Genomic DNA, 12412 nt, shown 5'->3' on the forward strand with positions numbered 1-12412 from the left:
GCATATGAAAAATATAAAACTTATTGAAGTTCCGTCGGAAATTGGCGCAGGCACCCGTGGTGCAAGCCTTGGCGTAGATGCCATTAAAGTTGCGGCGCTGGATTTTATGAGTAACTTTTTTATCCATTTTCCTTCGGAGAAAGTTGAAGTGGCCAATCATTTATTGTTTGAGCCCATTCACTCTCCTTATGCCAAACGCATACATGGATTGCTGGAAATTTATGGCCGGCTGAGTAAGTCGGTAAGCGAATGTTTAAAAAATAATTTTTTCCCGGTTGTGCTTAGTGGCGATCATAGTACAGCAGGTGGAACCATATCGGGAATAAGAATGGCTAAACCCAAAAGTAAACTTGGGGTAATATGGATTGATGCACATGCCGATTTACACACACCATTTACCACGCCATCGGGCAATATGCACGGAATGCCGCTAGCGGCAGTAATTGGGGAAGATAATCAGGAAAGTAAAACGCATGAGGTAGATGAGAAAACGGTAAAAATGTGGAACGAACTCAAAGGAATTGGGAAAATAATGCCCAAAGTTTTGCCGGAAGATATCGTGTTTATTTCGCTGAGAGATTATGAAAAAGAAGAAAAAGCTTTAATAGAAAAATACGGAATGAAGGTAATTACTACAGGTGAACTGAGGAGGATTGGGGCCGAAAATGTGAGCCGTAAAGTATTGCGCTACCTTAGCGATTGTACCGATATATATGTGAGTTTTGATGTGGACAGCCTGGATGCATCTATTTCAAAAGGCACAGGAACGCCAGTAAGCAACGGCCTTAAGGAAAGAGAAGCCGAAGATCTTATAAGTAAGTTTATGCAAAACCGCAAAGTGTGTTGCTTTGAAATTACCGAAGTAAACCCTACGCTGGATAAAGAAAACCTAATGGCTGAAATTGCCTTTAATATTTTACAAAGAAGCGTAAATGTACTTATGATGAACTAAGTGCATTTATTTAGATTGCTTTGGTAAAATGCTTTTGCTTATCAAAGTTTTTAAAAATTTTTCATTGCTCTTTCTTCCAGGTATTATTGCTGTAATTCATATCAGGAAAAATTTTATTTGGATCAATGGTTACCCACTTAAGTTCTTCTTCTGTATTTAGCTTTACTTTAAAAACCGCCGTGTTGTTCCAAATTTCTACCGGCAATTTAATATTTCCATTTTTTCCTGAAACGGTTGCGTAACTCAAATATACAGGCATGGCCATTTTATCTAAATTACTAAGTGTAACTATGGCACCTTTTCGTGTAAAATTATCAACATAAGTTACATTATCAATTGCCTGGTCAAGTGCATAGTTTTCCATAAACCATGCTTTCCAAAACCAGCTTAGGTTTTCGCCTGCTGCGTTATCCATACTCCGGAAGAAATCCCAGGGCGTGGGGTGTTTAAAAGCCCAGTTTTTTATATAAATCCTAAAGGCATAGTCAAACCGGTTTGAATCCAGTATTTGATTCCTTAATAATTCCAATCCATAGCCTGGCTTACCATATAATGCATTGCCTATATTTCCTTCTTTCATTGCATCGGGTGTGTGCATAATGCTTTCAGAATTGGGGCCAAACATAAAAGCGTGATAATCGGCGTTGTTGTGTTGCTCAAAAAATTCACCATGGTTAAAATCTTTGGTAGCAATTCCGTTTATAAAAGTGTTGAAACCTTCATCCATCCAACCGTATTTACGTTCGTTGCTCCCTACAATCATGGGGAACCAGGTATGGCCAAATTCATGGTCGGTAACGCCAAATAAACCACTACCCTTTGCCATAGATCCGCAAAAAACTATTCCGGGGTATTCCATACCGCCCACATTGCTGGCCACATTTATTGCGGATGGGTAAGGATATTCAAACCATCGTTTGCTGTAATTTTCTATACTTCCTTTTGTAAATTCTGTGCTGCGCTCCCATCCGTTGTTCCCAATACTTTCAATGGGATAAACGCTTTGTGCAAAAGCCTTTTTGCCCGAAGGCAGGTTTATAGTGGCGCCATCCCAAATTACAGCTTTGGAACTTGCCCATGCAACATCCCTTGCATTTTGCAATTTAAATTTCCATGTAAGGGTTGCCGTTGCGGGTTTTGCCGATGCATTGTCAACTTCATCTACCGATTTAATAATGCTTGTTTTATTGCTTTGCCGGGCATCTATGTATTTTTTATACATACCGGGTGAAAGTACATCCTTGGCATTTTGCAGTTCTCCGCTGGCAACCACAATATGGTTGGCCGGGGCTGTAATGCTCAGATCATAATCTCCGTATTCGCAATAAAATTCACTAGGGCCAAGGTAAGGGTCGGTATTCCATCCCTGTATATCATCATATACACAAAGGCGTGGGAAAAACTGTGCTACAGAAAAAATATCCCCATTTTTTGTTTTCAAAATTCCGCTCCTATCTGCACCGTATTCTGGTAACATAAAAGAAAAATTTATTCTTAATTTTGTTTCATCTCCTTTTGGCTTCAAAGCATTGGGCAGCCTTACCTGCATCCTTGTATCTGAAATAACGCACTCCACGTTACTGTTTTGAGGCAACAGTTTTACATCGGTAATTTTATAACCTCCATCAAAATTACTACCTGCATCGCCATACCTGCTATAACTTCCCACGGGCATTCGGGCTTGTCCACGACTGTTTTTGGCAAATAAATTTTGATCTAACTGCAGCCACAAAAAAGGCAATTCGTGCGGGCTGTTATTTTTATAAGTAATGTCCACATAACCGGCAATTACATGGGTGTTATCATTTAAGGAAACATTAATGTTATAATCAACGGCATTTTGCCAGTAACCGGCATTGGGTGAGCCGTCTGCGCTTCTGGTAATGGTTTCCGGATAAGGATAAAAAATAGGCGAAAACAGGTTATATGGTTCGTATTTTGTTGCGGGCCTTTGGGTTTGCGCAGTAATGGTAGTGGCAAATAATAGAGAAAATAAAGCGTAAAGGAGTTTCATTGTTTTTAATTATGAACACCTAAGTTAACCAAAATATTTTCTAAAAAAATGGGTTAGCCGATTAAGGGCTTTAATATTAACTCCATTTTTTAATGAGCAGGCTTGCTTCTGTTTTAATACGGTTGTCATCCTGTGTGGTAATGGGTAGTGCAAGAAGGATACGCAGTTGCTCCAAAGATTTGCTTGTTTCGTTGTTTTTGTAATAGGCTTTGGCAAGCTCAAGATAATTGAGTATAAAACCGGCTTTAAGTTTTTTGGCTACTTCGTAGCAGGTAATAGATTTTTTAAATGAAGCATCGGGCAGGCCACCATAAAATAACCGTACTGCCGTTCTTTCTACCATATTAAGGCTACTCACTTCATAATGCCATTTACCTAATATATGCCAGGCTTTAAAATTCTGCTTATTGGCAACAAGCGCTACATCGGCATAGTGCTTAATTTCTTTTACAAGCCCCACTTTTTCTTTACCGCTTTTGGTTAAGGCAATGCGGCCATAAGCAATAGCCATGGCAACATTGGCTTCATCATTTGCCGGTGCTATGCTTAGGGCTTTTTTGGCATAAGCTACGGCATTGGTATAATAACTGTCCCTGGTAGATTTACTGGCTTCCCTGTTGCCAATGCGGCTGTACAGCTCACTGATTTTACAAAGTACATATACATTGGTGGGCTCTAATGCAATGGCCTGCTTGAATCTTTCTATTGCAGATTTTTCATTCATTTGTACTTCCCATTGTTCCCCTTCTTTAATAAAAATGCCAGCATCCTGGCCATTCAAAGTATGCAGGCTGGCAATTGTTACTATAAAGGAAAACAAAATTTTCATAGCGTGTATTTAGTTGCATTAAATGATTACTTCATAATCTTTGCTTAAACTTACACCTACCGTTCCGGTAAAATTATTTATTGGCGGATTGAGTTTATTGATACTTATTTCCACCCTTTTTATCCTGTTATCATACTGATGCAGTTTATCGCATATTTCTTCAGCCAGTGTTTCCAGTAATTTAACGGGCTGGTGAAATATTTCTTTTATGATATGGTGCAGTTCCACATAATTTACCGTATCGGATAGTGATTCTATTGGCCCTTTTGCAATAAAGTTAACGGTAACCGATACCTCAAAATTGTTGCCAATTAAGGTTTCTTCGTCAAGGATGCCATGATGGCCATGAAATTTTAACTGTTGCAGATGAATATTAAACATAGTAATACTGTAAAAAAGCTGAATCCAAAAGGTATTACCCTTTTGGTAAAAGACTTATTCTTAATAAAATAGCTGCATGGAATTAATGAAACCCTTTTTCGCCCAGGTATCTTTCGGCATCTAAAGCAGCCATACAACCGGTTCCTGCTGCGGTAACTGCCTGCCGGTAAATTTTATCCTGTACATCGCCACTGGCAAATACGCCTTCAACATTTGTTTTTGTGCTTCCGGGTTCTGTAATGATATAGCCTGCTTCATCCATCTTCAAAAAACCTTTAAAAATATCGCTGTTGGGCTGATGGCCAATGGCTACAAAAAATGCACTTACCGGGATTGTAGATTTTTCCCCGGTTTTATTATTGAAGATTTTTACGCCTTCCACATTTTTTTCTCCAACCACATCTTCGGTTTCGGTATTCCAGTAAACAATAATGTTGGGGGAATTTAAAACACGGTCCTGCATAATTTTACTTGCCCTCATTTCACTTTTGCGTATGAGCATGTGAACTTTTGTGCAAAGTTTGGATAAATATAAAGCCTCTTCTGCCGCTGTATCGCCTGCGCCAACAATAGCTACTTCTTTCCCTTTAAAGAAAAAACCATCGCATACTGCACATGCGCTCACGCCCATTCCATTTAAGCGTTGTTCGCCGGGCAGACCCAGCCATTTTGCACTAGCGCCTGTACTTATGATAACGGAATTGGCTTCAATCCACTTTTCTTCATCAATTTGCACTTTTAAAGGATGTGTGGAGAAATCAACTTTTGTAGCAGTGCCATAGCGTATATCTGTACCCATACGCCGGGCTTGTTTTTCAAAATTTATCATCATTTCCGGTCCCAAAATACCATCGGGATAGCCGGGATAATTTTCAACATCTGTTGTAATAGTTAGCTGCCCGCCGGGCTGAATGCCCTGGTACATAACCGGGTGCATATTTGCTCTTGATGCGTAAATGGCTGCGGTATATCCTGCTGGTCCGGAGCCTATAATCAAACAATTTAGTTTTTCAATTGTAGTTTTTTCCATTTTGCTGATGGGTTTTCTTTTTTTATTTTTCTTTTCTTATTAATCTGAAATTATTGTTTTAAATACTGCTGCATATCCGCAAAATGCGCCCAAAGCCCCATTGGAAATATTGCCTTCAACCGTATTGGGTTGTGCAAATGGGTTGCCAATAGATTGCCAGGCAAACTCCCAGGTAGACCAAAAAGTATAAACCGGCTTTTGGATGTTGCAAAACTTTAAAGTAATGGTATCCCCTTTTGCAAAAAAATTACTGTCGTTGCTTGGCGGGTCATTTTTATCTACGCCACGGGAAAACTCCAGTTCAAATGTTGTACCATCTATTACTTCATCGCTAAACACCGAATTGTATCCGGGATACATTGGCTCACTGTTAACTTTAGTGTAATACCTTATAAAATTCCCTAATCCGGCTGGGTCTGTTGCCCTTACCATCATAACCCTTGCATTACTATCATCATTATGCGGTGCAGGTTTTGTCCAAATGCTGTCTGCTTGTGTTTCAATGCCCGGAATACTAATAGAGGAAGTATATTCTTTTCCATCTACCACTACTTTTAGCGTATACTGAGTATTTAATACGCCGGTAAATGCAGTAGCAAGTTGTGCCGAATCTATCCCATAATAATATCCAAAAAAGCCCGGCGCCAAAGGGTAAGTATATTCTTTTAAATGGTGTGTAAGTATCCCGTTGGAAACTTCTACAATGGCATTGTGTACAAAACTACTGTCCAGTAAGGCAGGCGTAATGCTGGCAAAAAAAGGCGTGGTTTTGGTTAATACCACTTTTGGGGGCAATCCATTTTCAATGCTGGCATCTACAACCAATTTTTGTGTTGCTGTTTGTAGTTTAAAATCAACATCTTTTTCGCAAGCAGATAAAAAAAGCAGCAGTAAAAGGAGTTGAAAAAGTTTCATTTTGCAAAATTACATAAGTTAAGCAGGTTATCCCATTCAAATTGTTCAAATATTAGTAAAAAAAAACCCTTCTTGATTTAAGAAGGGATACTATAAAAATATTATAAGTCTATTTACCCAAGTATGCTTTTAAAGTTCCGCTATACCTTGCTTTTTGCAGCCTTTTTATTGCTCTTTCTTTTATTTGGCGGATTCGTTCTTTGGTAAGATCATATTTTTGGCCAATTTGTTCTACGGTAACGCCGGCTTCTCCATCGAGGCCAAAATATGCATTTACAATTTCTGCTTCTCTTGGACTTAAAGATTTTAATACACGGCTGATTTCATTTTTTAATGAGTCGTGCATTACATCTTCATCTGTTTCGGCGCCACCTTTTAATAAATCTCCCATGGCTACATCTTCAGCTTCATGTACCGGTGCATCTAAGGAAGTGTGCCTTGTATTGCTTTGAAAAATATTATTAATTTCGGTTTCGCTCATTTCCAGCAACTCTGCAAGTTCTTCGGTAGAAGGCTCACGTTCATGTTCCTGTTCAAATGCCATATAGGCTTTATTGGCTTTGTTGTAAGTGCCAATTTTATTTTGGGGCAAACGTACCAGCCTGCCTTGCTCTGCCAATGCCTGTAATATTGATTGACGAATCCACCAAACGGCATAAGAAATAAACTTAAATCCTTTGGTTTCATCAAACCGCTGGGCTGCCTTAATAAGGCCAAGGTTGCCTTCATTAATTAAATCGCTAAGCGATAAACCCTGGTGCTGGTATTGCTTGGCAACTGAAACCACAAAACGAAGGTTGGCCTGCACTAATTTATCCAATGCACGCTGGTCGCCCATTTTAATTTTTTGGGCCAGAATAGTTTCTTCTTCCGGCGTAATCATCGAAATTTTTGAAATTTCCTGCAGGTATTTTTCTACCGCTTGCGAATCCCTGTTGGTAATTTGGGTAGCTATTTTAAGTTGCCTCATGTGTATATAATATTTCTTTTTATCCTATAAAATAATCCAATAAACCGTAAATCAGAGTGAGTTTGGTACGAAAACGCTGCAAAGCGGGATTTTAATGAGGTATTGAATTATGCTATTTGCAAAGGTACAACGCATTTGCGGCATTTCATAAAAATATTGAAATATTTAAATAAATGATAAAAATCACACAACTCATCTTTTATTCAATATTATATATTTGACGATATTTGAAAGAAAATTCTCTTAATAAAACGATAAAAATGATCATTGACCTTCGTTCGGACACTTTTACCAGGCCCGGCCCTGCCATGCTTGAGGCTATGATGAAGGCCGATGTTGGCGATGATGTTTTTGGAGAAGACCCTTCGGTAAACCAATTGGAAGCCTTTGCTGCCGAAATTTTTGGTATGGAAGCTGGTATTTTTTGCCCGAGTGGTACAATGACCAATCAAATTGCAATTAAATGCCATACGCAAGCCGGGCAGGAAGTAATTTGTGATAAGGATAGCCATGTGTATCTGTATGAATGTGGCGGGATTGCTTTTAACAGCGCTTGCCAGGTAAAAACCCTCGAAGGACAAAGAGGAATGCTTATGGCCGAACAAATTGAAGAAGCCGTAAACCCAGATGATGTACATAGGCCGGTGAGTTGCCTTGTGAGTTTGGAAAATACAGCAAACCGGGGCGGAGGTGCCTGTTATAATTTTGCTGAATTTCAAAAAATTAAAGATGTGTGCCTAAAGCATAATATGAAGCTGCATTTAGATGGTGCAAGAATATTTAATGCTATACTGGCAAAAAATGAAAACCCTAAGCAATATGGCAATATCTTCAATAGTATATCTATTTGCCTCAGTAAAGGGCTTGGTGCACCTGTAGGCAGTGTATTATTGGGCAGTAGCGCTTTTATTAAACAAGCAAGGCGGGTGAGAAAACTCTTGGGAGGCGGTATGAGGCAGGCTGGTTATTTGGCTGCGGCCGGCATTTATGCTTTGGAAAACAATGTAAACCGGCTGGCAATAGATCATGAAAATGCACATCGCATAGCTGAATTATTAATAGAATATGATTTTATTGGAAGGGTGTTACCTGTAGAAACCAATATTTTAATTTTTGAAGTTACAGGCAAATACAACCCAAAAGAATTTGCCGCAAAGCTTAAGCAAAAAGATATTTTGTGCATCCCCATTTCTGCCACCCAGGTGCGTATGGTAACCCATTTGGATATTTCCAATGAAATGGTAAATAAAGTTTTGGATGCAATAAAAAGCCTTTAATAATATTTTTCAGGAAATGAAAATTGCGTTACTTCACTTTTTTACTTTTCTTTTATTTTATGTTTCTCCATCCAGTCTTTTTCTTTATCGGTGCCCATAGCCTGTAGCATACCTGTAAAAAAGATGATGAGAACAGAACCTACCAGCATCCAAAACTGGTAGCTGTTATATTTCACTACATCGGTATAATGGTGGTTTAGCAGTGTAATTATATCTGTTACCAGGTTTCTTGCCCAAACCAACAGCACAGTGGCAAAAATTGCAATACTCAGGTAACGGATAATTTTTCCTTTGTAACTAAGCGTTCTTTTTAGAAAAATACTAAACACAGTTATAAAAAGCACGGCTGGCGCTATTACCAGGCCAAACATATATAAATGGGCAAGCCAGGGCACATTTTCAAATAGGGAAAATAGCAACTTACCCAATAGGAACAAAAGGCCAATAAAAGCCAAAAAACCTAAAAATAATAAAAACAGAAGCGTAGCGAGTTTACTGTATTTTACAAAACGGTCTTCCATTTAAAAATAGCTGAGGTTTGTTTTTGGAGAAAGGGATAATAAAGTTTGATACATGAGTTTCACCGTATTTTCAATATCATCTTTATGGATCATTTCTACTGTGGTATGCATATACCTTAGCGGTATGCTGATGAGTACCGAAGGGCAGCCATCATTGGCATAAGCGAAAGAGTCGGTATCGGTGCCAGTGCTGCGGCTTACGGCACGTAATTGCACATTAATCTTATTTTTTGCAGCCGTATCCTGTACAAAACCCAGCAATTTATTGTGTACCGCCGGGCCGTAACATAAAGATGGGCCTTTGCTACATACACATTCGCCTTCTATTATTTTATTTACCATGGGTGTGCTGGTATCATGAGTTACATCCGTAATAATAGCTACATCGGGTTTAATGCGGCGGGCAATCATTTCGGCGCCACGCAATCCAATTTCTTCCTGTACGGCATTTACCACATAAAGGCTAAAAGGTAATTTCTTTTTATTTTCTTTAATCAAACGGGCTACTTCGGCAATCATAAATCCGCCTATGCGGTTATCAAAAGCACGGCCAATTAAAAAGCCATTGGCCAGTTCATCGTATCCATCTACATAAGTAGCTACTGCTCCTATATGCACACCCAGGGCTTCTACTTCCTTTTTATTTTTTGCACCGCAATCCAAAAAAAGATTATCCACTTTAGGTAAAGGTTCTTTATTGTCGTTATTGCTCAACCTTGTGTGTATTGCCGGCCAGCCGAATACTGCTTTCACCAATCCCTTTTTACCATGTATATGTACCCTCATGCTTGGTGCAACCTGGTGATCTACTCCACCATTTCTCTTCAGGTAAATTAATCCATCAGGGGAAATATAATTTACAAACCAGCTGATCTCATCAGCATGAGCTTCTATTACCACTTTAAATTTTTGCCCCGGATTAATAACGGCTACAGCCGTACCATAAGGATCGGTAAAATACTCATCGCTATAAGGTTGTATATATTTAAGCCAAAGTTTTTGACCGTTACTTTCAAAACCAGTTGGCGAAGCATTATTGATGTAGTTTTTGAGAAAAGTATATCCGTCTTGGGTAATAACCGGTTTTAAGCCTGTTGCTTTTGCCATAATATCATTTTTTTTGCAAAAATAACCCTAAGTTTTTATAAAGAAGCTATAAAAGAAGCAATAGAGGTAAACAACATCATACCATCTACCAAAAAGTAATAAAAAACATAACCACGCTTTTTTAACGAAAGAAGGTATATTGCAATAAGCCCCAGGAAAGAAAGGGAAAAAGCGATTACCTGCCCGGTTTCGGAAAAATAAAAACGCAGAAAAATTCCGGATATAAAATACCCGAAAAAAACCAAAAGCGCCAGTTTTTTAAAAGCGCTGCTGCTTATATCTGTTGCCAGGCTATGCAGGTTATGTATTTTGTCCACCTCTTTATCCCTTACATCAAAAATGAGGCAAAGGATAAGCATAAAAAAGAAACGGGCTGCCAAAAGTACCAATACAGGGGCCAAATGGTTTTTTAAAACCGGTATTGCCGGAATTATTACCGTAACATAAGCCCAGGTGAATGATAAAATTATTGTTTTTAAAAACCCGGTTTTGCGAAATTTTTGGGCAAACTTCAATGGCCACAAGGGTAATGAGTATGCAGTGGTGAGCAGAAAAGCTACCAGCATAAAATGCAATGTTGACGGCTGCCGGTACAAGTAATACAGCAAAAACAAGCCACCGGAAAAAGCTAATATTAAATGGCTGTAATTATGCGCAAGTATTTCTTTAAGTGAGAGGTGCCTGGAAAAAGTGTATTTGCTCAAAGCCCAATATAAATTGTAACCTGCCATTGTGCTAAAAAATACCATGCCGGCAAGCATATAGTCAAAAGGGAGCTTTAATAAAATGGTGGTTTGAAAACATAACGCCACTGCACAGAGCGATATAAAAACCGAATGGGATAAGATGAAGTGCAGCCAGCGCATCAGGGTGTAACTAAATAAAGTGGCCCGGCCTGAACCACATTACTTTTATTTTTTGCAAAATCTTTTACATATACTTCAAAATAAAGAGTATCAATATTTGGCCCGGGTAGCCCAGAACCCAATGCCAGCGGTTTTAAATCTACCGAAACATCAACACTTAAATTTTTACGGTCAATTCCGCTTAGGTTGGGAAATTTAAAAGAGTCTTCCAAAGCCGGTGTAAAAAAAGTATTTTTTACATATACATACGAAGTATCAAACCCATCGTTAAAACCAAAATCGCCTTCGGCATCTTTAAGCGTAATGGTAAGCATAGGATGGCCAAAAGGGGTAATATTGTCAGTTTGAAATACATTGGGTTCAATTGATTTAAAACTAATAACCGGAACGGTATTAAAATCGCCTTTTTTACAACCGGTAAAAAGGGCGCTAAAAAAAACTATTGCCAGGAGGTATTTCATGTAAAAAATTTACCCTTCAAAATTAAGGATTGAAGCGCATATTATCAATTATTCCCTGTTGCTACCATTACCTTAACTTATTTTTCGGAAATTTGCCCCTTGCTTTCAGGTATTACACATATTGAAAATGATTTTCCACTGGTTACCGAAACACAATTTTCTGATTGGGCGTTGGAATTATTTTGTTTTCAGTACACTGAAAATAAAATATATCAGCAATATTGCAACCTGCTCCGCAAAATTCCCGCTCATGTTAAAAGTATTTATGAAATACCTTTTTTGCCGGTTCAATTTTTTAAAACACATAAAGTAGAAACAACCCCATTTAAGCATCAGTTAATTTTTGAAAGCAGCGGAACAGGCGGTGATAAAAGCCGGCATTATATTAAAGATGCATCGCTTTATGAAAAAAGTTTTTTGCATGCTTTCTGGCAATTTTACGGTAACCCAAAAGATTATTGTATCCTTGGCCTGCTGCCCTCTTACCTTGAAGCAGGTAATTCATCGCTGGTTTACATGGTGCAGTGTTTAATTAAGGCATCAAAAAATAATTTAAGTGGTTTTTATTTATACGATTTTGAAAAGTTAAAAGAAGTAATTCTGCTAAACGAAGCAAGGCACCAAAAAACACTTTTAATTGGCGTAACGTATGCATTGCTCGATTTTGCACAGGCCCATGCCCTGCAGTTAAAGCATACCCTCGTAATGGAAACCGGAGGAATGAAAGGAAGAAAAAAAGAGTTAATCCGTCAAGAAGTACATGATATTTTAAAAGGCCAATGGCAATTAAAAAACATCCATTCGGAATATGGAATGACAGAATTGCTAAGCCAGGCCTATGCAATGCAGGATGGTATTTTTAAAACCCCGGCTTGGATGAAAATTTTATTGAGAGACGAAGCTGACCCTTTTGAAATAACCAGCCAGCCCGGTACGGGTGCTATCAATATTATTGACCTTGCCAATATTTACAGTTGTGCTTTTATTGCCACATCAGATGCGGGGAAAATAAATGCCGATGGCAGCTTTGAAGTATTGGGCAGGCTGGATAGTGCCGACCTGCGTGGGTGCAGCCTATTGACTGCCTAA

General features: G+C 38.7%; 13 protein-coding genes. 3 read left to right on the forward strand and 10 right to left on the reverse strand.

The window, feature by feature from the left end; translation table 11 throughout:
* Window positions 1-4 precede the first annotated feature (4 nt).
* Entirely contained in the window at window positions 5-952 is a 948-nt protein-coding gene (locus IPO46_01060; protein QQS63238.1) for an arginase, read from the forward strand.
* Window positions 953-1013: 61 nt separating this feature from the next.
* Here the strand turns inward: IPO46_01060 and IPO46_01065 are convergent, their stop codons facing one another.
* From IPO46_01065 to IPO46_01090, 6 genes are all read right to left on the reverse strand, one after another.
* Entirely contained in the window at window positions 1014-2966 is a 1953-nt protein-coding gene (locus IPO46_01065) for a M1 family metallopeptidase (GenBank protein ID QQS63239.1), read from the reverse strand.
* Between the two features lie 76 nt (window positions 2967-3042).
* Window positions 3043-3795 carry a hypothetical protein gene (locus IPO46_01070; GenBank protein QQS63240.1) on the reverse strand — a complete coding sequence of 251 codons (753 nt, stop codon included), beginning with the start codon at window positions 3793-3795 and terminating at the stop codon, window positions 3043-3045.
* Between the two features lie 18 nt (window positions 3796-3813).
* Window positions 3814-4176 carry a dihydroneopterin aldolase gene (gene folB, locus IPO46_01075; GenBank protein ID QQS63241.1) on the reverse strand — a complete coding sequence of 121 codons (363 nt, stop codon included), beginning with the start codon at window positions 4174-4176 and terminating at the stop codon, window positions 3814-3816.
* Between the two features lie 82 nt (window positions 4177-4258).
* Window positions 4259-5206, reverse strand: a complete 948-nt coding sequence (gene trxB / locus IPO46_01080; GenBank protein ID QQS63242.1) for a thioredoxin-disulfide reductase — start codon at window positions 5204-5206, stop codon at window positions 4259-4261.
* Window positions 5207-5245: 39 nt separating this feature from the next.
* Window positions 5246-6121: a DUF4249 domain-containing protein gene (locus IPO46_01085; protein ID QQS63243.1), complete on the reverse strand. Its 876-nt coding sequence runs from the start codon at window positions 6119-6121 to the stop codon at window positions 5246-5248.
* A gap of 109 nt (window positions 6122-6230) precedes the next feature.
* A complete protein-coding gene (locus IPO46_01090) occupies window positions 6231-7091 on the reverse strand; it encodes an RNA polymerase sigma factor RpoD/SigA (protein ID QQS63244.1) in 861 nt (286 codons plus the stop codon).
* Between the two features lie 260 nt (window positions 7092-7351).
* On the opposite strand from IPO46_01090, the gene ltaE reads away from it, so the two are divergent.
* Entirely contained in the window at window positions 7352-8368 is a 1017-nt protein-coding gene (gene ltaE / locus IPO46_01095; GenBank protein ID QQS63245.1) for a low-specificity L-threonine aldolase, read from the forward strand.
* A 41-nt stretch (window positions 8369-8409) separates the two neighbouring features.
* On the opposite strand, the gene IPO46_01100 is transcribed toward ltaE, so the two are convergent.
* Genes IPO46_01100 through IPO46_01115 form a run of 4 tightly spaced genes read right to left on the reverse strand, consistent with a single transcriptional unit; the run spans window position 8410 to window position 11323 of the window.
* Window positions 8410-8889, reverse strand: coding sequence for a hypothetical protein (locus tag IPO46_01100; protein QQS63246.1), 480 nt, complete (start codon window positions 8887-8889; stop codon window positions 8410-8412).
* Window positions 8890-9996: a M42 family metallopeptidase gene (locus IPO46_01105; GenBank protein ID QQS63247.1), complete on the reverse strand. Its 1107-nt coding sequence runs from the start codon at window positions 9994-9996 to the stop codon at window positions 8890-8892.
* 35 nt (window positions 9997-10031) lie between these two features.
* Complete coding sequence (locus IPO46_01110; GenBank protein ID QQS63248.1) at window positions 10032-10808, reverse strand: hypothetical protein; 777 nt, start codon at window positions 10806-10808, stop codon at window positions 10032-10034.
* Between the two features lie 53 nt (window positions 10809-10861).
* Window positions 10862-11323 (reverse strand): hypothetical protein, encoded by a 462-nt coding sequence (locus IPO46_01115; GenBank protein ID QQS63249.1) that lies wholly within the window; start codon window positions 11321-11323, stop codon window positions 10862-10864.
* Window positions 11324-11494: 171 nt separating this feature from the next.
* On the opposite strand from IPO46_01115, the gene IPO46_01120 reads away from it, so the two are divergent.
* Window positions 11495-12412 carry an acyl transferase gene (locus tag IPO46_01120; protein ID QQS64279.1) on the forward strand — a complete coding sequence of 306 codons (918 nt, stop codon included), beginning with the start codon at window positions 11495-11497 and terminating at the stop codon, window positions 12410-12412.

It is taken from the genome of Chitinophagaceae bacterium (assembly GCA_016699815.1).
Lineage (GTDB): Bacteria > Bacteroidota > Bacteroidia > Chitinophagales > Chitinophagaceae > Ferruginibacter.

What these genes read in the sequence shown, in the direction of transcription:
- IPO46_01065 (QQS63239.1), bottom strand. Translation starts at nt 2,966, where the DNA reads ATGAAACTCCTTTACGCTTTATTTTCTCTATTATTTGCCACTACCATT.
- folB (QQS63241.1), bottom strand. Translation starts at nt 4,176, where the DNA reads ATGTTTAATATTCATCTGCAACAGTTAAAATTTCATGGCCATCATGGC.
- ltaE (QQS63245.1), top strand. Translation starts at nt 7,352, where the DNA reads ATGATCATTGACCTTCGTTCGGACACTTTTACCAGGCCCGGCCCTGCC.
- IPO46_01115 (QQS63249.1), bottom strand. Translation starts at nt 11,323, where the DNA reads ATGAAATACCTCCTGGCAATAGTTTTTTTTAGCGCCCTTTTTACCGGT.
- IPO46_01100 (QQS63246.1), bottom strand. Translation starts at nt 8,889, where the DNA reads ATGGAAGACCGTTTTGTAAAATACAGTAAACTCGCTACGCTTCTGTTT.
- IPO46_01085 (QQS63243.1), bottom strand. Translation starts at nt 6,121, where the DNA reads ATGAAACTTTTTCAACTCCTTTTACTGCTGCTTTTTTTATCTGCTTGC.
- IPO46_01090 (QQS63244.1), bottom strand. Translation starts at nt 7,091, where the DNA reads ATGAGGCAACTTAAAATAGCTACCCAAATTACCAACAGGGATTCGCAA.
- IPO46_01060 (QQS63238.1), top strand. Translation starts at nt 5, where the DNA reads ATGAAAAATATAAAACTTATTGAAGTTCCGTCGGAAATTGGCGCAGGC.
- IPO46_01105 (QQS63247.1), bottom strand. Translation starts at nt 9,996, where the DNA reads ATGGCAAAAGCAACAGGCTTAAAACCGGTTATTACCCAAGACGGATAT.
- trxB (QQS63242.1), bottom strand. Translation starts at nt 5,206, where the DNA reads ATGGAAAAAACTACAATTGAAAAACTAAATTGTTTGATTATAGGCTCC.
- IPO46_01070 (QQS63240.1), bottom strand. Translation starts at nt 3,795, where the DNA reads ATGAAAATTTTGTTTTCCTTTATAGTAACAATTGCCAGCCTGCATACT.